Here is a 20,325-nt window from a genome sequence, read left to right as displayed (position 1 = left end):
ATAAAAATAGCCACATATCTATTCGATTGTTTTATGGTTATACGTCCAATTCGAGTTCTTCGCCTTCCGCAAGGTTAAATCTTTTTCTGAACAGATAAACGCCTAGGTATAATAGAGGTGTGTCAAAGGCAGCAACGATGATTTTAAAGAGTACTCCTGAAATGAGCAAGGTTCCAAAAAGATCCCAAGACAGAATCTCAAAAGAGCATAATAATAGCAAAACCGAAGCGGTATCTACAAATTGAGAAATAAACGTTGAGAAATTATTACGGAGCCATAAATGTTTTCCCTTGGTTAGTTTTTTCCAGAAATGATAAATATAAATATCAACATACTGCGCCAATAAATAAGCGGTCATACTTGCAAATACAGCAAGCGCGGTAGCACCAAATACTTTTGTAAATAAGGCATCACTTACGGGAGATGTTGCTATGGCTGGAACAGCATTTGCAGTGTAGACAATAAGTAGCGAAAATAAAGAAGCAAAAATACCCGTAGTCACCATTTGGTTTGCTTTTTTTCTTCCATAGATCTCACTGACAAGATCGGTGATCAAAAAAGTAATGGGATAGGGAAGAATCCCTACAGAAACTTCAAAATTGAACCACCCAAAAGGATTCCAACTAAAAAATTTCTGAAAAATAAGATTAGAAACCACAAGGGCACATATAAAAAGAGCCCCCAGCGTAAAATAGATTCTGTAAGCAACTTGTATGTCTTTACTGGAGCGTCTAGATGTTGTTGGATTCATATTCTTAATAACTTCAAGCCCAAAATTAACCCATTATGAGAATCTTTTACTTAATTTGTTCATAAATGTTAACGTACTAGCCATCTTGCACACCATCTATTTATCATTAGGAAGTAATCAAGGGAATACCTACGAAAACCTCAGTAAAGCCATAGGGTTATTATTTACTAAGGTAGGTCGTGTCAATAAAATATCTCCTGTGTATCAAAGCCCTGCATTAGGGTTTGAAGGCCCTGACTTTCATAATTGCGTGATGCGTTTACATACCAACCTTTCTTCAAGTAAACTTCTCAAAAAAGTATTAGAGATAGAGCTATCTATGGGACGCATTCGAGAAGAAGGAGTAGGATACCAATCGCGTCCTATTGATATTGATATCCTTTTGTATGATGATGCGATTATTGATACGCCTGCGCTTCAAGTACCACATCCCCGTATGTGTGAGCGTAGATTTGTATTGCAGCCACTTGCTGATATTGCAGGAGATCTGCAACATCCTAGTGAAGCTGATACCGCTTTCGCGAAAGCATACTCAGAATTATTGGAGCTCTGCCCAGATGAAAGTGTCGTTACCAAACAGCCTAAGTGGTTGAAGAATCCAAAAGACTCGATGTCTTTGGGCGATTATAATTATATCGTTATAGAGGGAAATATAGGAGCAGGAAAAACCAGTCTTGTTGAGATGATTTCGCAAGAGTTTAATGCCAAATCTATCTTAGAGCGGTATAAAGACAACCCTTTTTTGCCTAAATTTTACAAAGAGCCAGAACGATATGCGTTCCCATTAGAAATGTCTTTTTTGGCAGATCGATATCAGCAATTACTAGATGATATTGGGCAATATGATCTTTTTAAAGACTTTATGATCGCCGATTATGATCGGTATAAATCCCTTATATTTTCTCAAGTAACCTTGCAAGAAGAAGAGTATGTGTTGTATAAACGTTTACACGAAATGATGTATCGTGATTTACCACAACCCGATTTGTATGTATATTTATATCAGAACACAGAACGTCTCCTGAAAAATATTAAAAAACGAGGCCGTAGCTACGAAAAAGAAATTGATGCAGTTTATCTCGAAAAGATCAATCAAGGATATTTGGATTTTATAAAATCCCAACACCAACTTAACGTGAAGATCATCGATATATCAGACCTTGATTTCGTAAAAAACCGAGAAGATTATTTAAAGGTGGTGAGCCAGTTTTAAGCAAGAATATGAAAATATATGTTGTTTTACTAGTTGCAATGTTGACTACATCCGTGTATGCCCAAACCTATGATCTGCCTCCAAATCCCGAACCAGGAAAATGTTATGTAAAGTGTTTTAATGAGAATAAGAAAAAAATAAAATGGGAAGACATAGATTGTGCTTTGGTCAATTATCAGAAACTAGACGTTTCTTTGGAGAATCCTGATCAGCCGCTTTCAAAAAGGGATCTTAAAATTATTAATAGGAAGTTGGTACCTTACATAAAAAAAGGATATCGGTTACAAATACAAAGTCATTATGTCTCTAATGCCCCAGATAGTATCAATGTAAAAATCTCTTCGCAACGTGCCATCGCTGTCGGGAATTATCTAGTAGAAAGAGGAATGAACCCAGCATTGCTTTTTATTAATTCATTAGGGAGCGCTGAGGCAAAAAAGAGTGAAATTGAATATCGAGTGGTCGATGTGGGTTTAGAGTGATACGCATTTGATAGGTGTCACTAGTTCAACACAGGTATTTATTCTTTATATGCTTTCGCGAAAGCGAACTATGAAACAATCAATTTTAGTAAATAGTTCTTCTAATCAAAGTGCGTTTCTATACTTTGAATGCCTGCAATATCTTTGTTTAAGTACTTAATGCTGACTTTAGGAGGGATTGAAATTTCGATGCATATCTCATTAAAAACTAATTGGTCGGTTGATAGTTTATCTTGAAACTCATTGGTCATAAGAAGGGACTTAAGAATCATTTTAAACATTTTTCGGTCATTATATTCTTTAAGAAGCTTGTCTATTTCTTTTTGGTCAACTTCTTTAAACCGACTCACATGAATCTCTACAGAAGGAGGGATGGATATTCCTACGATAAGCCTATTTGTTCGAAATCCAGCTTTTTCTATGAGAGGTAAAATGTCAAAAACTTCTTTGACATAATTGATAAATTTATTCTTAGTAGTAGTTCCAATGTCACTTAATTTAGAAAAGCCATTTTTAAGCTGACTAAGTAGCTGGTCAGTTCCGTCTGTAATACTTTGAGTGGTTTTTTTTACTAATGATTTTTCTTTCATAAAATCAGATGGTATCTATTGATAATGTTTTAAGAAATATTAAGCAAGAAACAGAAAGTTTACTTCTTTTTGTAAGGGAAAAATTACAAAAAGCTGTAAACAACCACCGCCCATCTTCGGCTACTAAATAGTTTTACTTCGTCTTTCCAACTTCGTACTTCCAACTTCGTCCTTCCAAATTACCATCTAGATGAAATGAGTAACGGAAAGTTTACTTCTTTTTGTAAGGGAAAAATTACAAAAAGCTGTAAACAACCACCGCCATCTTCGGCTACTAAATAGTTTTACTTCGTCCTTTGTACTTTGTACTTCCAAATTACCATCTAGATGAAATGAGTAACGGAAAGTTTACTTCTTTTTGTAAGGGAAAAATTACAAAAAGCTGTAAACAACCACCGCCCATCTTCGGCTACTAAATAGTTTTACTTCGTCCTTCCAACCTCTTACCTTACAACTACCATCCCCCAGAAGCACCGCCGCCGCCGAAGCCGCCGCCTCCGAAACCACCTCCGAAGCCTCCCCCGCCGCCAAAACTTCCACCGCTGCTTCCGCCACCACCAAAACCTCCACGCCCCATATTACTGAGGATGATAACGTCCAGTAAAGAACCTGCTCTACGGCGTCTGCCACCATCACGACCACCGCCACGATGATTATTTCTACTTAGGATAATAAGAACAATAATAAAAAATATAAACATCAATATAGGACGAACCGGTAGCGTGTCATTATCCTCACGAGTACCCGTAAAGTTGCCTTCAAGACGCGCAATCATCTCATTGGTTGCCTGATCAAGACCTCCATAAAAATCTCCTTTTTTAAAGGCAGGAACAATCACCCTATTGATAATGCGCTCCGCATCACGATCAGAGATAATAGATTCTATGCCATAGCCTGTATTAATATCTACTTTGCGATCATCTTTAGCTACGATGATAAGAATTCCATTGTCTTCATTGGCTTGACCAATCCCCCATTTTTGTCCCCATTGCGCTCCAAGAAAAGAGATATCTTCTCCTTTTGTAGAAGAGATAATAACGACCACAATCTGTGTTGAGGTGGTATCACTGTAGCGAATGAGTTTTTGTTCTAAGGATTTTTGCTGATACGTATTCAGCAAGTTTATATAATCATATACTGCTGTTGGTTCCGAGTTTCTAGAAGGTTTCGGCGGGATGTCAAACTGTGCATGAACAGTAAGAGTAGTTCCTAAAAATAAGAATATAGACAGTAGGTGTGCGCTCAAGCATGACAACGAAGTCGTTCCGTGGAAGCGTAAATAAATACGTTTGGATATAAAAGAGACCACTGCCATTAGCTTGTTGTGATCTCGTTAGAAAGTTCGTTGTTATCACCATGTTTCCAAGGAAAGTAGGCACTTAGTAATTCTCCTGCATGTTGGATGCCTTCAATAATCCCTCGTTTGAAGTGTCCTTTTTTGAAAGAAGCGCTCATGGTGTCTCTAGTGGCTTCCCAGAAGTTGGCAGGTACTTTTTGGTTGATCCCACGATCTCCACAGATCGCAAACCTGTGATCGTCTACTGCGATGTAAATAAGGACGCCATTTTCTTCTTTGGTGTTGTCCATTTTAAGAATGTGGAAGATTTCTTTAGCACGGGTCAAAGGGTCAAGATCCGTATGTCGTTCTAGATGCACCCGAATTTCTCCAGAGGTATTGATTTCGGCCATGCGAATAGCCTCAACAATCTCTTGTTCTTCCGTTTGTGTAAGAAAATCTTCTACGGTAGAGGCCATTAGTTAAATTGAATTAGGAACAACAGGAGCTTTACTAGCACCTTCATCTGATTCAAAATAAGCACGTTTTTCAAAACCAAATAGGCTAGCTGTAATATTCTTAGGGAATCTTCGCACAGCAGCATTTAATTCTTTAGCACTTTCTATAAATCTTTTTCTGTCTACATCAATTCTATTTTCTGTACGTTCCAATTCATTGATTAATTCTTTGAAATTTTCATTTGCTTTTAAATCAGGATACCGCTCAAATGTTGCTAATAATCTAGATAGTGCAGATGAAAGTCCTTGTTGTGCCTGTTGAAATTGCTGTAGTTGTTCTGGTGTGATATTAGACGGATCTATTTGTATGGAGGTCGCTTTTGAGCGAGCATTTGTTACTTCTACAAAAGTTTCTTTTTCAAATTTGGCATAAGCCTGTGCCGTATTTACAATATTTGGAATTAAGTCTGCTCTACGTTGATATGAACTCTCAACATTACTCCATTTTGCATTTACATTTTCATCTAAATCTACAAGGCTATTATATGATGAACCTATTAGCAATCCTACAATGACTAAAATTCCTATGATGATTAATCCTTTTTTCATATCTGGTTAGTTTGAGTTTGTTCTTTTTTGTTACATCATTCCTGTAAAATCATTAAGAATGATACTGAAATGTACAAAATCTTCCTATTGAAAATAGTTAAAGATTTTTCTTTAGCTCTAACAACTGCGCTTTTACATTTTCTAGTTTTCTGATAATATCAAAATTGGTAAGCGTTTCTTTTTTGTCTTCTTTTAGATGCGTTTTAGCACCTTCTAGTGTAAAACCTCGCTCCTTCACAAGATGGTAAATCAACTCCAAATTCTTGATGTCTTGCGGGGTGAATTTACGATTGCCTTTCGCATTTTTTTTAGGTTGCAACACATCAAATTCTTTTTCCCAAAATCGAATCAAAGAAGTATTCACCCCAAAAGCCTTAGAGACTTCTCCAATGCTGTAGTATAGTTTTTCTGGAAGATCTACGTGCATAGATATTAATCTAAAGATTGATTTTCTTGTTGCGATTGTTTTAGTAACTCATCAAATTCTGCAGGAGAAAGCTTCCCATAATAGAAGTGAATAGGATTAATTTTATCTCCATCTTTAAAAATTTCATAATGCAAATGGGGTGCTTCCGATCGACCTGTACTTCCTACAAACCCAATAAGATCTCCGCGTTTTACGTTTTGCCCAGGGCGCACATTGTAATCATTTAAGTGAGCATATAAGCTTTCATATCCGTAGCCATGTGTGATTCGGATGTGTTTTCCATATCCAGACGCATTAGCATCAGCACGGGATATGGTACCATCACCGGTTGCGTACACAGGGGTGCCTCTTGGAGCAGTAAAATCCATACCCCAGTGTTTTTTACGAGCTTTGGTAAACGGATCTGTACGATATCCAAAACCAGAAGCCATACGTGTTAAGTCTTCATTACTGACGGGTTGGATCGCAGGGATTGCTGCTAGTAATTTTTCTTTGTCAGCAGAGAGTCTCGCGATTTCATCTAGCGATTTAGATTGAATATCTAGCTGTTTTGTAATCTGATCCATGCGTTTGTGACTCTCTATAATCATGGTTGAGTTATCGTACCCTTTTAAATTTTCATATCGGTTTACTCCTCCAAAACCCGCTTTACGCACCTCGTCAGAGATAGGATTTGCATCCAATAAAATTCTATATATTTCATTATCACGATCCTGTATATTTTCTAAAACTTGGCTAGCAAGATCCATTTTTGATTCTAGGATAGAAAGCTGTAATGCAAGATTCTCATTTTCACGTTCTAGTCTCCGTTCTTTAGGCGTGTCTATTCCAGAGTTTAAGACCGTAATTAAGAAAATAAGACCCATCAGGGCAGACCCCGTGATAAATAGAAGAACAAACCCTAGCGTACGTCCTTTTTTACGCTCTACTTTTCGGTAAGAAAGCGTATCGCTATCGTAGTAATATTTTACCTTAGACATAAGTTAAAATGTGTATTTTTGCCAGATATTGGTGTTGTTTTATGCGCTTTCGCGAAAGCGTACCACTCATATCAATATGACCAAAGATAAAAATAATTATTCGAACGATTACTTCTATGAAATCTCAAGATATACGTGCCAAATTTCTAGCATTCTTTGAATCAAAAAAGCACAGCATTGTGCCGTCTGCGCCTATGGTGTTAAAAGATGACCCTACGCTGATGTTTACCAATGCTGGGATGGTGCCTTTTAAAGAATACTTCCTCGGAAATGGAGTGCCCAAAAACACACGACTGACTGATACTCAGAAGTGTTTACGTGTTTCTGGAAAGCATAATGACTTGGAAGAAGTAGGGAAAGATACCTACCATCACACCATGTTTGAGATGTTGGGTAATTGGAGTTTTGGGGATTATTTCAAGAAAGATGCGATTGATTGGGCATGGGAATTACTGACGAAGGAGTTTAAAATTGATAAAGATAGTCTGTATGTGACCATTTTTGAAGGAGATGAAGAAGATGGATTAGAGCGCGATCAGGAAGCGTATGATATTTGGAAAAATCATATTTCTGAAGATCGTATTCTGAATGGAAATAAGAAAGATAATTTCTGGGAAATGGGAGCCCAAGGGCCTTGTGGTCCTTGTAGTGAGATTCACGTAGATATCCGATCTGAAGAAGATAAAAAAGCGGTAGATGGTAAAACATTAGTAAATGAAGATCATCCACTGGTTATCGAAATATGGAACCTGGTGTTTATGCAGTTTAATCGACTTGCTGATGGATCTTTAGAAAAATTACCAGCACAGCATGTAGATACAGGAATGGGCTTTGAACGTTTGTGTATGGTGTTACAAGGGGTTCAATCTAATTACGATACTGATGTCTTTACGCCCATCATGCGAGAGATAGAAACCATTACCTCTTCCAAATGTGGGCATCAAGAAGAGATTGATATTGCAGTACGTGTGGTAGCAGATCACTTGAGAGCAGTTGCTTTTTCAATTGCTGATGGTCAGCTGCCAAGTAATACTGGTGCTGGTTATGTAATCCGTCGTATTTTACGTAGAGCGATCCGCTACGGATTTACATTTTTAAATACCAAAGAACCTTTTATTTATAAATTGGTGAATACGCTTGTCAAACAAATGGGCGATGCGTTTCCAGAACTTAAAAAAGAAAAGAACCTTATTACTAATGTGATTCGAGAAGAAGAGCATTCTTTTTTGCGTACACTAGATCAGGGACTCATTCTCCTAGATACAGTGATAGCTGATACAAAAGGCGATACGGTTTCAGGAGAAAAAGCATTTGAACTCTATGATACCTATGGGTTTCCTATAGATCTAACAGCGCTCATCCTAAGTGAGAAAGGATTACAACTTGATGAAAAAGGGTTTAATACAGAATTACAAAAACAAAAAGACCGCTCTAGAAATGCGGCAAAAGTAGAGACTGGAGATTGGACGGTGTTAATAGACGATGCCGAAGAGGAATTTATAGGGTATGATACCCTACAAGCGCCTGTAAAGATTACACGCTATCGTAAAATAGAGAGTGAAAAAGATGGAGAATTATACCAGCTCGTATTTAACTTGACCCCTTTTTATCCAGAAGGTGGAGGGCAAGTGGGCGATAAAGGATATCTCGAAGTGCCTAACGGCGAAGTGGTATATATTGTGGATACCAAAAAAGAAAATAATCTCATTATTCATTTAGCAAAAAACCTTCCTCGATCTACCGATGGAACGTTTACAGCCATCGTCGATGAGAAACAACGTTTCCGCACCTCTGCAAATCATACCGCAACGCATTTGTTACACCAAGGATTGCGTAAAGTGCTTGGTACGCATGTTGAGCAAAAAGGAAGTATGGTGCATAGTGGAAATCTTCGTTTTGATTTTTCGCACTTTTCAAAAGTAACAGCAGAAGAATTAAAAGAAGTTGAGAATTTTGTCAATGCCCGCATTCGCGAAAGCTTACCCTTGGAAGAACAACGAGGGATTAGTTATGACCAAGCCATCAACGAAGGTGCTATTGCTTTATTTGGCGAGAAGTATGGCGATGCTGTGCGAGCAATTCGTTTTGGGAAATCTATGGAACTTTGTGGAGGGACACATGTCCAGAGTACAGGAGATATTTGGCATTTTAAAATCACCTCAGAAGGCGCCGTTGCTTCAGGAATACGTCGCATAGAAGCGATTACCAATGATGCGGCTAAAGAGTATTTCACCTCAGAAACCGAAGCGTATAAGAATGTAAAAGCGACGCTTAAAAACGCACAAGATCCTGTGAAAGCTATTATAAATCTAATGGATGAAAACACAGCGCTCAAAAAGCAAGTAGAGGCACTTATTAAAGAGAAAGCACAAAATTTAAGTGGTGATCTTGAGAAAGAATTTACTGAGATTAACGGGGTTCAGTTTTTAGCTAAGAAAGTAGAACTTGATGCAGGGGCGATCAAAGACTTGGCGTTTAAGCTAGGACAAAATAAAGAAGATGTATTCATTATTTTCGGAACAGAACAAAACGGAAAAGCCTTATTAAGTTGTTACATCTCAAAAGAACTCTTGGCAAGTAAAAATCTAAACGCAGGACAAGTCGTACGCGAATTAGGAAAACATATTCAAGGTGGCGGTGGTGGACAGCCTTTCTTTGCTACCGCAGGAGGAAAGAATCCAGCAGGGATTGATGCTGCTTTGGAAGCTGCTAAGAGTTTTGTGAGTTAAGAACGTGGTTTTCTCGCAAAGGCGTAAAAGTTTAAAAAAAAAGAGAATAGAGCATAGACCGTTCGCTTGCGCTCTCTTTTAGAATATAGACAGTTCATCTGAATGATAGATGTTATAAAATAAAGTGCTCCTTCCCTTTTTAGGGGAAGGTGGATTTTCGTTTGCCCATGAGGGCAAATGAAAAGAAGGAAGGGGTCATGACAATACATATCTTTTTAATTCATTCTTATGAAACTACAAACCAACATCCCTTTACAATCCGCACCTAACCTATTTGGATATGAGAATACCTTGTTATTATTAGGATCTTGTTTTGCTGAACATATAGGAGAAAAATTAGCGTATCATAAATTTCAGACGACTGTCAATCCATACGGAATTCTTTTTCATCCGTTGGCTATTGAGCGGGTGTTGCAAGATGCCTATAATGATGATAGTCATGGCGAAGAAACCATTTTTGAACTAGAAGGCGTTTGGAAATCATTTATAGCCCATAGTCGGTTAAATAGCCGCTCTAAAGGCGCTATGATCGATACCATGAATGAGGCGCAACGCCAACTCAGAAAAGCGCTACAAGAAGCTTCTCATATATTCATTACGTTAGGAACCGCATGGGTGTATCAACACAAAGAAACAGGGGTTGCGGTAGCAAACTGCCATAAGGTACCTCAAAAACAGTTCGTAAAAGGATTGTTGCCTATCCAGGAGATTGTAGCAAGTTTAACCCGACAATGTACTGTGATCAAGGACCTAAATCCCGAAGCACACATCACCTTTACCGTGTCTCCCGTAAGACACCTTAAGGATGGTTTTGTGGAAAATACCAGAAGTAAAGCCCACTTGATTTCGGCTGTGCACGAGGTATGTGAAACGCAGGGAGCTCATTATTTCCCAGCGTATGAACTCATGATGGATGAGTTACGTGACTATCGATTTTATGCTACAGATATGCTGCATCCTAGCCAACAAGCAATCGATTATATCTGGGAAAAATTTCTAGAAGTATACGCTGGAGTCTATGCCGAGGGTCTCACTGAGCCTGTCGAAGTGCCAAATCGAAGTACGAAAACAAAAACAACACTCAAAGAAGTCCACGCCATCCAACAAGGACTAATGCACCGTCCTTTCAATCCAAAAAGTAAAGAACATGCAACCTTTCTTGGGAAACTTAAAAAACGAATCACTAAACTTCAGCAAGAATATCCTCATATTAGCTTTTAGCAATTTTCAGTAGTGTGGTATTATTCAGGACTCGTTTTACTATTTATTTACAGACAGTTGTCAAGTAATTGATAATTAGGCCTTACGTCTTATGTCATAGTCGGATACAACTATGATTTTAAAAGAATAGGGCAATTGCCTTATAGGTTGAAAACCCTTGTTTCTAGATCTTTGACAAGAAACTAATACTAAAAATTCAATAATGAAAACAATAAAAACAATGATGATGGCTTTGATAGCGATCAGTATGATTATGGTACAATCTTGTAAAAGTGATGACGATGGTGGAGATAGTGGAAATGTGCCTTCAGGAACCGTAACAGCGAGTGTAGATGGCGAAAGCTATCAATCGGATGCGTTAGGAACCTCTGCTTCAATTGTGGAAGCAGGAGGAAGTATGACTTTATCAATAACATCCAATGAGTTTTCATCGAGTCGCAATATTACGGTCAGTGTTTCTAGCGGCTTTGATAGAGAAGGAACGTACGCTATTGGTGGTGATAGCAGTGTTTTTGTTGTTGGACAATACATAGAGGTGAATGCCAGTAACCCAGCAGATACTCAAATTTTGGGTAGCCCCGTTTGATGAAAGCCAACAAGGAGAAATTAATATTACTTCTTTTACAGACAGTACTATAGAAGGTACTTTTAACTTCACGGGGAGAAATGAAGATCAGTCTATAAAAACAATTACCAACGGATCTTTCAATGTAAATTATTAAACTAAAAGTATTATAATGATTTTAAAAAGTGACTTCGAAAGGAGTCACTTTTTATTGCAATAAATATAGTAGCTTCGTAGTCTCAAGTAAAACCTAGATATGCGTAAAGTTCTATATGGAGTTGGTGTACTCTTTCTTATTCTATTAAGCTTCCGATACTGTGAATTCAAGGACAATGAAGGCAAGGTCATAGAAGAGCATTCTGCACTCATTGAAAAAACACTTAAAAATGTAGGGAAGCTCATTGTTACTGAAGGTGAATATGCAGAGGTGTTTACCTATGAAGACTCTAAAAAGTTTTATGTAGATATTTTGACGGCTACCAAAAAAGCATTAGTAGTAGCCAATGCCAAAGCAACGATTTCGTATGACCTTAGTAAAATAGAAACGCGTATAGATTCAGGAATAAAAACGGTATATATTGTAAATATCCCAGAACCTGAATTAACCATTAACCCCAATTTGGAATATTACGATATACAGCAAGATTTATTGAACCCTTTTGGTGCTGAAGATTATAACATCATTAAATCCAGGGTAATGAAAACACTGAAAGAAAAAATAGAAGTCTCAAGTTTATATACAAACGCAGAAAACAGATTAATCTCAGAATTGCAAAAAATCTATATCCTGACCAATTCGCTCGGGTGGACATTGCGATATGAGAAAAAACCCATTACAAGTATCACAGATATAGAAACATTGCTTGATTAATTCTTCAATAGCATGATTCCATTCTCTATAAGATGTGCTACTTCGGGGCGTGTTTCTTTTAAAGCTGTAAGATGATCTAATACCGCTTTCGCGAAACCTATGCCGAGTGTAGTTGAAGTAGCAGAATCACCCTCAATCATAAGTTCATAGATCTCTAACGAAAGCAACCAATCATTTGGATAACTACGTTGAAGATTTTCAAAAATGACAGACAAAAGCGGCAGAGAAACGGCCTTCTGCTCTCGCATATCACGCACCTGCTGATAGTATTCTAGCAGCTTTTTTTCATCATCAGAAAGGGTTGGTCTTATGGTTGTCGAACTTACCACATGTTCTTCTAGTTTGAAGGATAAATAATCGGCAGCACCTGCAAAGGCAGATAAAATCTCTTGTCCTAATGCCATGTCAAAATCCCCCATATCTGGAGAAAATAATATTTCATTCTTGTATGCGACAGTACATTCTGTAAACTGAATGAGCATCAGTTTTCCATTTAGATTACGCATTCCTGTGACGTTAAGACCCTCTACAGTAATACCACTTTCAAACTCAAAAGAAATAGGTTTTCCGTCATAAAAATTGTACGCTTGTAAATCACGAGGCCCCATATTTTCGATAGAAAGATTGATGCCTTTTAACTTCCCAAGAGGCGACCTAAAACCATTAGTGTGCCTTGCAGTCCCATGGCCAATGAGTTCTTTTTCGCGATAAGCGAGCGCCGTTTCTCCTTCGGTTTCAAAATAAATCACCTCATTATCTTCATTTTGAATCATACGAGTAAACACTCCACTTACTTGAAGCCCTGTGCTTAGTTCAATCGTTCCAACTTGCTTGGAATTAATTAATTTTTGGAGTTCGCGCCAACCCCCTTTACGCACCGCCATCGTACTAGCAAACTCCTCGAGCACCTTCATCAGATACGCAAAATCGGGTGTCACATATAACTGAGGTTGCGGTTTGGTGATATCAAATTCTTGATAAATAGCCTCTATCGAATAAGGGAGTTTTTCAACCTGATCGGTCATACACCAAGCACTTTCCCCTATAGAAGAAAGCAATCCTGCGCCATATATTTTTGGGTCTTCTACCGTTCCTATGAGTCCATACTCAACCGTCCACCAATGTAAATTACGAATCAATGCAATTTCAGAAGGGTCTACTTTTTTGTTTTGTAGTTCTTCTATATGTTGTTCGGCATTTTTGATGTCTTCTTCAGAAATACCGTCGGCTTCCTTTAAAATCGACAATTTACGTACTGCTTCATACACCTCCATGTCATGTGCACTAGAAATGGCTTTGGCTCCTATTTCGCCAAAACGCCTCAAATATTCAGCATAATCTGGACTTGCAATAATAGGTGCATGCCCTGCACCTTCATGGATAATATCAGGTGCAGGCGTATATTCTATGTTTTCCAATTGCCGAATATCACTCGCAATCACAAGCACTTTATAGGCCTGAAACTCCATAAATGCATTGGGAGGGATAAATCCGTCTACGGCTACAGCTGCCCATCCTATTTCTTGAAGAATGCGATTCATCCCATACATAGAAGGAATACTCTCTATGGAGATTCCTGTTTTTTGAAGTCCGTCTAGATAGCTTTCGTGAGCCACTTTTCCTAGATAATCTACATTTTTACGCATGACATATCGCCATACCGCTTGGTTAATAGGAGTGTAATCCTCATAGTTTTGAGGTTTAATGTATTGCCTTAAATGTGGAGGCAAACGATCTAGTAATGGATTAGATGCAACAGGAATTTTCATAGATCACAAAATTAAAGCGTTTTGTAATATTTTCTATTACTTCTTTCATAGAGTTTTACGATTCTTCCATAAAGTGTATCTTGCAGGGTATGAAACTGAGTACGCTTTCGCGAAAGCAAGAAATATATAAAACCGCTGCCCGACTTTTTAAAGAAAAAGGGTACAGTGCTGTGACCATGCGAGATTTGGCGGCAGAAATGGGCATCAAAGCGGCGAGTTTATACAATCATATTAGCTCAAAACAACAAATCCTTTCTGAAATTATACTAGATATCGCTACACAGTTTACAAGCGGTATAGATGCCATTACGGGTCAAGAAACTAATACCCTTGCAAAATTAAAAGCTGTCATTGCACAACACATTACACTCACCGCAGATAACCCCTACGGCATGGCAGCGCTTAATAATGATTGGATGCATCTAGAAGGAAAACTAGATCACTATTTAGACCTTCGGAACCGGTACGAAAAGAAATTTAGAGATATCATTTTAGAAGGAAAAGAATCAGGAGAATTAAAAGATGTAAACACAGAAATCTTAGTGTATTCTATTCTTACCACCTTGCGTAATCTCTATCTCTGGATTCCAAAAAAGGGAGAACTTAAAAAAGATGAATTGATTGAAGGATTATCTATTATATTGCTTCAAGGAGTTGAAAGTTAAAGAATTGTGAGTTTTTTGGAAATCTAACTAACAATCGTTAGTTTTGTGCTATCTAAATAGTATAATGGCGCAATTTCATACCATACGAGTGAAGGATATTTATAAAGAAACGTCAGATTGTTCTGTAGTGACTTTTGATATTCCTGAAAACCTGCAAAATGCCTTTGATTTTCAACAAGGGCAACACCTTACACTTAAAGCACTTATCGATGGTCAGGATGTCCGTAGATCTTATAGTTTGTGTTCTAGTCCCGTCGATAAAGAGTGGCAAGTAGCCGTAAAACAAATACCTGGCGGATTGTTTTCTACCTATGTAAATGAGCAACTACAAACAGGGGACATGATCGAAATCATGGAGCCTAGTGGAAAATTTGGTGTTCCTGTATCAAAAGAGGCAACAAAGAATTATGTGGTTTTCGCCGCTGGAAGTGGGATCACGCCTATCTTGTCAATGGTTAAAACCCATTTGGCATTAGAGCCCAATGCGACATTCAAATTATTCTATTTAAATAGAACCGTAAAATCCATTATCTTTAAGGAAGCGATAGAGCAGTTACGGAATCAGTACTTTGGAAGATTAGAAATTTTTTATTTCTTAACTAAAGAACAACGTGATATTGAATTGTTTAATGGACGCTTTACCAGCGAAAAATTGCAAACGCTCACTAAAACATTAATTCCTGTAGATACCACAGACGAAGTCTTTATCTGCGGACCCGAAGAAATGATATTTTTAATACGTGATGAGCTCGTAGCTGCAGGATTAGAAAAAGAGAAAGTCCATTATGAATTATTTGTGACAGGACTTTCTGAAGAAGATAAACTACGTACCGCGAGACTCGCCGAACAAAAAGTAGAAGGCGTAGAAGTCACGATTGTAGATGGAGGAAAAGATTTCCACTTCACGATGACTGATGAGTATGATAATATTCTAGATGCAGCCTTAGGTGCTGGGGCAGATTTGCCCTTTGCCTGCAAAGGTGGTGTGTGTAGTACGTGTAAATGTAAAGTAGAAGAAGGAACGGTTGAAATGAAAGTCAACTATGCCTTAGAAGAAGATGAGGTGGCTCAGAACTTAGTATTAAGTTGTCAAGCAGTTCCAACGTCTGATAATGTAAAAGTAAATTTTGATGTGTGAGCATTCGCAAAAGCGTTCCTGCAAGGTTTCGCCAAAGGCAACCTTGTAGGTATAAATAGTAGATGTATGTTGCATACTTGCGCTTTCGCGAAAGCATAAAAAGAATAGATGGTTGCGCTTTCTAAGAGAAAGGAAGTGATTAAGAGTGAATTGTTAACCCTTAATAAGATACCCGCCTTCGCGGGCATACATTATGAGTGAAAAAGAAGTAAAAAACCTAGAAGAAATTTTTGAAGCACGCATTGCTCGTGATGAAAAAATTGAACCGAAAGACTGGATGCCAGAAAAGTATCGTAAGACACATATCCGTCAGATCAGTCAGCATGCACATTCTGAAATTGTGGGGATGTTACCAGAAGGAAACTGGATTTCCAGAGCACCTTCCTTACGGCGTAAAGTAGCCTTATTGGCAAAAGTGCAAGATGAGGCAGGTCACGGATTATATCTCTATTCCGCTTGTGAAACCTTAGGGATTTCTCGTAATGAATTATACGAGCAATTACATTCTGGAAAGGCAAAATACTCTTCAATTTTTAATTATCCAACCATTACCTGGGCAGACATGGGTGCGATCGGATGGCTAGTAGATGGTGCAGCAATTATCAATCAAGTGCCATTATGCAGTACATCGTATGGCCCATATGCCCGTGCAATGATTAGAGTGTGTAAAGAAGAAAGCTTCCACCAGCGACAAGGATTTGAGATTATGCTCAAACTGGCTAATGGAACCCCAGCACAAAAAGATATGGCGCAAGATGCTCTAAACAGATGGTGGTGGCCATCACTGATGATGCTTGGACCCACCGATGCAGAGTCGGTACATACTGAACAATCTATGAAATGGAAACTCAAACGTAAAACCAATGACGAACTTCGTCAACAATTTATAGATCAAACCGTACCACAAGCCGATTTGTTAGGATTGACAATTCCAGATCCAGATTTAAAGTGGAATGAAGAAACCGGTCATTATGACTTTGGAGAGATTGATTGGGATGAGTTTTGGCAAGTAGTCAAAGGACATGGACCTTGCAACAAAGAGCGCATGAACGCACGAGTAGGTGCATGGGAAAGAGGTACATGGGTACGCGATGCGGCTATGGCGTATGCAGAGAAGAAGGAAAAGCGAAAAGAAGTATCGAAAGCAAGTTAAAAAAGAACTTGAACTTGAATTGAAAAAGTGAGCGATAAGAAATTTGATTTAACGGAAAGATTAGAAGATTTCGCAGCTAGTATAATTCTTTTGTATGATAAGGAACCTTTATCCTAAGCAGGAGATTATTTAGCTAAACAATTAATTAGATCTTCTTGTTCATCAGCTCTAAATTATGGAGAAGTTTTAGGAGCAGGAACAGATAAAGATAAAATCAACAAGCTTAGAATATGTCTTAAGGAACTAAGAGAATCTTTGAGAAATTTAAACATTCAAACAAAAGCTTAGTTGTTTTTAAATGAAGATTTAAAAGATTTGAAGGACGAAAATGATCAGTTAATTAGAATTATAGTAACAAGAATAAAAAATATCAATTGAAGTAATTTCGAATTCAATTTCGGCTTCAATTTCAATTTCAATAATTATGTCAAAAAAAAACTGGCCCCTTTGGGAAGTCTTCGTGAGAAGCAAAAACGGATTAGAGCATAGACATTTTGGAAGTCTTCATGCATCAGATGCAGAAATGGCGCTAGAAAATGCACGTGATGTGTATACCCGCAGAAGCGAGGGCGTGAGTATTTGGGTTGTCGAGAGTAGTCATATTACAGCGAGCAATCCAGAACACAATGGAGAATTGTTTGAGCCTGCAGCAGATAAAGTATATCGTCACCCTACATTTTATGATTTACCAGATGAGGTGAAACACATGTAGTGGGAGGAAATCGAAATTGAAAAAACTAATAAACAAATATAATTTGGATAGTCGTTTTGAAGATTTCGTAGCATCAGTTGTGTTACTCTTTAAATCCCATCCTACTTCATTTGCAGCGGATTATTTAGCGAAACAACTGATACGCTCCGCTTGTTCTTCAGCTTTGAATTTTGGTGAGTTTGAAGGTGCAAAATCAAATAGAGATAAGGCTAATAAATTAAGAATTACTTTAAAAGAATTACGAGAATCACTCAGAAATTTAAATATACAGATCAAAAGCAAGCTTTTAGAGGCCGAAGAAATTAAAAACATCAAGCAAGAAAATGACGAATTAATTAGAATAGTAGTGACTCTCCTCAAAAAATATGAACAAGAATAATTGAATTCGATTTGGTTTTCGATTTCAGTTTCGATTTCAGAATATTATGAACAACAAAAATTTATATGATTATATCCTCGGTATCGCAGACAACAGCCTTATTTTAGGGCAACGTCTCGGAGAACTCTGTGGTCACGGGCCAAGTTTGGAGACCGATATTGCAGGAACAAATATCTCTCTAGACCTTTTTGGGCAGGTGCGAAGTTATTTCCAATATGCAGCACAAGTTTCTGGTGATGAAAATGCAACAGAAGACACGATAGCTTTTATGCGAATCGAAAGAGCGTATAAAAATGTATTGCTAGTTGAGCAACCCAATACCGATTTTGGGTATACCATTGTACGACAGTTTCTTTTTGATGCTTATCATTTATTATTCCTGAAAGAATTAGAAAAAAGTACGGATGCTACACTTGCAGCTATTGCCAAAAAGTCAATAAAAGAAGTGAGTTATCACTGGCGTTTTTCTTCTGACTGGATCAGAAGATTAGGTGATGGAACCCCAGAAAGCCATGAGCGTGTGCAGGAAGCCGTAACCGATTTATGGATGTATACTGATGAGCTTTTTCACCAAACAGATGCAGATAAAGCGATGATTGCCGAAGGAGTGGGAGTAGACACGTCAAAGTTGAAGGATAGTTATTACAAAATGATCTCTGATGTGTTGACAGAAGCAACCCTAGCGATTCCGGAAGGGAACTATTTTCATAAAGGCGGAAAGCAAGGAATTCACTCAGAACATATGGGATATATTCTTGCTGATATGCAATACATGCAACGCACCTATCCTAATATGGAATGGTAAATTCCCGCATAAGCGAGAAATTCATCAACGATTGAAGATTTTTAATTGAAGATTGAAGAACTAGAAGTTCAAAAATCAAAAATCAAAAATCGTTAATCTCCAATCAATATGACTTTAGAAATACAAAACATACAACCGCATTTACATTCTATTTTGGAGTCTGTTTCAGATCCAGAAATTCCCGTACTATCTATTATGGATATGGGCGTGGTTCGGGAAGCCATAGAGGTTGATGGTATGGTTCATGTAAAGATAACGCCCACCTACTCGGGATGTCCAGCGATGGATGTGATCGGGGATGATATTGTGTCCGCTTTCGCGAAAGCGAATAAAAAAGCAAAAATAACTTTAGTCCTAAGCCCCGCATGGACGACCGATTGGATCACTCCTAGAGGCCGAAAAGCCCTCGAAGATTACGGTATCGCAGCACCTTTATCACCAGAAGCCGACAAAGAAGCATTACTCGGAAATAAGAAAATTGTAAAATGTACCAATTGTGGATCAACAGAAACGCATTTGGTGAGTCAGTTTGGATCCACTGCCTGTAAAGCATTATTTAAATGCGATACTTGTCAAGAACCTTTTGACTATTTTAAATGTTTAAAATAATTCCCGCGAAGGCGGGAATCTCTATATAAATTAGTGATATAATTATAATTAAAAAGATACTCGCCTACGCGGGGATGATTATGAGTCAATCTATACACAAAGACATAAAAAACGGAGTCGCGACACTCACATTGAATCGACCAGAGGTTTTTAATAGCTTTAATCGTGAGATGGCATTATCGCTTCAGAGCGAGCTTGATGCATGTGCAACCGATGCTTCTGTAAGAGCCATTGTCATTACGGGAAGCGGAAAAGCGTTTTGCGCAGGACAAGACCTTAAGGAAGTTACAGATCCAGCATTAAACCCGGGATTCAAGAAAATATTAGAAGAACATTATAATCCAATTATTTCAAAAATTCGAGCGATTGAAAAACCAATTATTGCAGCCGTCAATGGAGTAGCAGCAGGAGCAGGAGCAAATATTGCGATCGCTTGTGATATTGTGATCGCGCATGAAAAAGTAAGTTTTATTCAGGCATTCAGTAAAATAGGATTGGTGCCAGATAGCGCAGGTACTTTTTTCTTGCCACGATTGATTGGTTTCGGAAAAGCAAGTGCTCTAATGATGTTAGGCGATAAAGTATCAGCAACCGATGCAGAGAAAATGGGCATGATCTATAAAGTCACAACATTAGATGATTTTCAAACAGAAATAGAAACAACGACGATGACCTTGGCACAAATGCCAACCAAAGCTTTGGGAATGACCAAACGATTGCTCAATGAATCTATGAATAATACACTAGCCCAACAACTAGCTCTAGAATCAATGTTACAAATAGAAGCTGCGCAAAGTGAAGACTACGCCGAAGGCGTTGCTGCTTTTGTAGAAAAAAGAAAACCTAATTTTAAAGGAAATTAAAATAATTGTCACCCTGAGCTTGTCGAAGGGTTTTTATTTTAAAACTAGTAATACGCTTCG

General features: G+C 38.0%; 23 protein-coding genes and 1 pseudogene. 16 read left to right on the top strand and 8 right to left on the bottom strand.

What is annotated here, in order from left to right; all coding sequences use genetic code 11:
• Positions 1-37: 37 nt before the first annotated feature.
• On the bottom strand, positions 38-751 hold the full coding sequence (locus ACFO3O_RS08435) for a queuosine precursor transporter (RefSeq protein WP_379978159.1): 714 nt from the start codon (positions 749-751) through the stop codon (positions 38-40).
• On the opposite strand from ACFO3O_RS08435, the gene folK reads away from it, so the two are divergent.
• Both folK and ACFO3O_RS08425 read left to right on the top strand, forming a co-directional pair.
• On the top strand, positions 714-1,964 hold the full coding sequence (gene folK, locus ACFO3O_RS08430) for a 2-amino-4-hydroxy-6-hydroxymethyldihydropteridine diphosphokinase (protein ID WP_379978158.1): 1,251 nt from the start codon (positions 714-716) through the stop codon (positions 1,962-1,964). The genes ACFO3O_RS08435 and folK overlap by 38 nt on opposite strands.
• Before the next feature lie 8 nt (positions 1,965-1,972).
• A complete protein-coding gene (locus ACFO3O_RS08425) occupies positions 1,973-2,446 on the top strand; it encodes an OmpA family protein (protein WP_379978157.1) in 474 nt (157 codons plus the stop codon).
• Positions 2,447-2,547: 101 nt separating this feature from the next.
• Here the strand turns inward: ACFO3O_RS08425 and ACFO3O_RS08420 are convergent, their stop codons facing one another.
• The 6 genes from ACFO3O_RS08420 to ACFO3O_RS08395 form a co-directional block, all read right to left on the bottom strand.
• Entirely contained in the window at positions 2,548-3,036 is a 489-nt protein-coding gene (locus ACFO3O_RS08420) for a hypothetical protein (protein WP_379978156.1), read from the bottom strand.
• A 454-nt stretch (positions 3,037-3,490) separates the two neighbouring features.
• Positions 3,491-4,351 carry a TPM domain-containing protein gene (locus tag ACFO3O_RS08415; protein ID WP_379978155.1) on the bottom strand — a complete coding sequence of 287 codons (861 nt, stop codon included), beginning with the start codon at positions 4,349-4,351 and terminating at the stop codon, positions 3,491-3,493.
• On the bottom strand, positions 4,351-4,791 hold the full coding sequence (locus ACFO3O_RS08410) for a TPM domain-containing protein (RefSeq protein ID WP_379978154.1): 441 nt from the start codon (positions 4,789-4,791) through the stop codon (positions 4,351-4,353). Before ACFO3O_RS08410 ends, ACFO3O_RS08415 begins: the two co-directional genes overlap by 1 nt.
• A 3-nt stretch (positions 4,792-4,794) precedes the next feature.
• Positions 4,795-5,379 (bottom strand): LemA family protein, encoded by a 585-nt coding sequence (locus ACFO3O_RS08405; protein WP_379978153.1) that lies wholly within the window; start codon positions 5,377-5,379, stop codon positions 4,795-4,797.
• Positions 5,380-5,476: 97 nt separating this feature from the next.
• Positions 5,477-5,806 carry a MerR family transcriptional regulator gene (locus ACFO3O_RS08400; RefSeq protein WP_379978152.1) on the bottom strand — a complete coding sequence of 110 codons (330 nt, stop codon included), beginning with the start codon at positions 5,804-5,806 and terminating at the stop codon, positions 5,477-5,479.
• A gap of 5 nt (positions 5,807-5,811) precedes the next feature.
• Positions 5,812-6,786, bottom strand: coding sequence for a M23 family metallopeptidase (locus ACFO3O_RS08395; RefSeq protein ID WP_379978151.1), 975 nt, complete (start codon positions 6,784-6,786; stop codon positions 5,812-5,814).
• A gap of 116 nt (positions 6,787-6,902) precedes the next feature.
• On the opposite strand from ACFO3O_RS08395, the gene alaS reads away from it, so the two are divergent.
• The 5 genes from alaS (at position 6,903) to ACFO3O_RS08370 (ending at position 12,172) form a co-directional block, all read left to right on the top strand.
• Positions 6,903-9,515, top strand: a complete 2,613-nt coding sequence (gene alaS / locus ACFO3O_RS08390; protein WP_379978150.1) for an alanine--tRNA ligase — start codon at positions 6,903-6,905, stop codon at positions 9,513-9,515.
• Between the two features lie 228 nt (positions 9,516-9,743).
• The gene (locus ACFO3O_RS08385; protein ID WP_379978149.1) at positions 9,744-10,736 is read left to right on the top strand and encodes a GSCFA domain-containing protein; all 993 of its coding nucleotides are present in this window, start codon (positions 9,744-9,746) and stop codon (positions 10,734-10,736) included.
• A gap of 202 nt (positions 10,737-10,938) precedes the next feature.
• Positions 10,939-11,322 (top strand): hypothetical protein, encoded by a 384-nt coding sequence (locus ACFO3O_RS08380; RefSeq protein WP_379978148.1) that lies wholly within the window; start codon positions 10,939-10,941, stop codon positions 11,320-11,322.
• Positions 11,276-11,458, top strand: a complete 183-nt coding sequence (locus ACFO3O_RS08375) for a DUF6252 domain-containing protein (RefSeq protein ID WP_379978147.1) — start codon at positions 11,276-11,278, stop codon at positions 11,456-11,458. The genes ACFO3O_RS08380 and ACFO3O_RS08375 overlap by 47 nt, the downstream gene beginning before the upstream one ends.
• Before the next feature lie 99 nt (positions 11,459-11,557).
• Complete coding sequence (locus ACFO3O_RS08370; RefSeq protein ID WP_379978146.1) at positions 11,558-12,172, top strand: DUF4230 domain-containing protein; 615 nt, start codon at positions 11,558-11,560, stop codon at positions 12,170-12,172.
• On the opposite strand, the gene ACFO3O_RS08365 is transcribed toward ACFO3O_RS08370, so the two are convergent.
• Complete coding sequence (locus ACFO3O_RS08365; RefSeq protein ID WP_379978145.1) at positions 12,169-13,941, bottom strand: aromatic amino acid hydroxylase; 1,773 nt, start codon at positions 13,939-13,941, stop codon at positions 12,169-12,171. The genes ACFO3O_RS08370 and ACFO3O_RS08365 overlap by 4 nt on opposite strands.
• 89 nt (positions 13,942-14,030) lie before the next feature.
• Between ACFO3O_RS08365 and ACFO3O_RS08360 the strand changes: the two genes are divergently transcribed.
• From ACFO3O_RS08360 to ACFO3O_RS08320, 9 genes and pseudogenes are all read left to right on the top strand, one after another.
• The gene (locus tag ACFO3O_RS08360; protein ID WP_379978144.1) at positions 14,031-14,606 is read left to right on the top strand and encodes a TetR/AcrR family transcriptional regulator; all 576 of its coding nucleotides are present in this window, start codon (positions 14,031-14,033) and stop codon (positions 14,604-14,606) included.
• A 64-nt stretch (positions 14,607-14,670) separates the two neighbouring features.
• Positions 14,671-15,744, top strand: a complete 1,074-nt coding sequence (gene paaE / locus ACFO3O_RS08355) for a 1,2-phenylacetyl-CoA epoxidase subunit PaaE (RefSeq protein ID WP_379978143.1) — start codon at positions 14,671-14,673, stop codon at positions 15,742-15,744.
• 193 nt (positions 15,745-15,937) lie between these two features.
• Positions 15,938-16,897: a 1,2-phenylacetyl-CoA epoxidase subunit PaaA gene (gene paaA / locus ACFO3O_RS08350; RefSeq protein WP_379978142.1), complete on the top strand. Its 960-nt coding sequence runs from the start codon at positions 15,938-15,940 to the stop codon at positions 16,895-16,897.
• A gap of 141 nt (positions 16,898-17,038) precedes the next feature.
• Positions 17,039-17,185: pseudogene (locus ACFO3O_RS08345) on the top strand (four helix bundle protein); the annotation flags it as partial.
• Between the two features lie 136 nt (positions 17,186-17,321).
• Complete coding sequence (gene paaB / locus ACFO3O_RS08340; protein WP_379978141.1) at positions 17,322-17,609, top strand: 1,2-phenylacetyl-CoA epoxidase subunit PaaB; 288 nt, start codon at positions 17,322-17,324, stop codon at positions 17,607-17,609.
• 43 nt (positions 17,610-17,652) lie between these two features.
• Entirely contained in the window at positions 17,653-17,988 is a 336-nt protein-coding gene (locus tag ACFO3O_RS08335) for a four helix bundle protein (protein WP_379978140.1), read from the top strand.
• A 46-nt stretch (positions 17,989-18,034) separates the two neighbouring features.
• On the top strand, positions 18,035-18,793 hold the full coding sequence (paaC, locus tag ACFO3O_RS08330) for a 1,2-phenylacetyl-CoA epoxidase subunit PaaC (RefSeq protein ID WP_379978139.1): 759 nt from the start codon (positions 18,035-18,037) through the stop codon (positions 18,791-18,793).
• Positions 18,794-18,901: 108 nt separating this feature from the next.
• The gene (gene paaD, locus ACFO3O_RS08325) at positions 18,902-19,402 is read left to right on the top strand and encodes a 1,2-phenylacetyl-CoA epoxidase subunit PaaD (protein ID WP_379978138.1); all 501 of its coding nucleotides are present in this window, start codon (positions 18,902-18,904) and stop codon (positions 19,400-19,402) included.
• 80 nt (positions 19,403-19,482) lie between these two features.
• Positions 19,483-20,265 (top strand): enoyl-CoA hydratase-related protein, encoded by a 783-nt coding sequence (locus ACFO3O_RS08320; RefSeq protein ID WP_379978137.1) that lies wholly within the window; start codon positions 19,483-19,485, stop codon positions 20,263-20,265.
• Positions 20,266-20,325: the final 60 nt, after the last annotated feature.

This window comes from Dokdonia ponticola (assembly GCF_042653865.1).
Taxonomy (GTDB): Bacteria; Bacteroidota; Bacteroidia; order Flavobacteriales; family Flavobacteriaceae; genus Dokdonia; species Dokdonia ponticola.
Note: the sequence above shows the minus strand (reverse complement) of the source record. Positions and strands in the feature narration are given on the sequence as shown.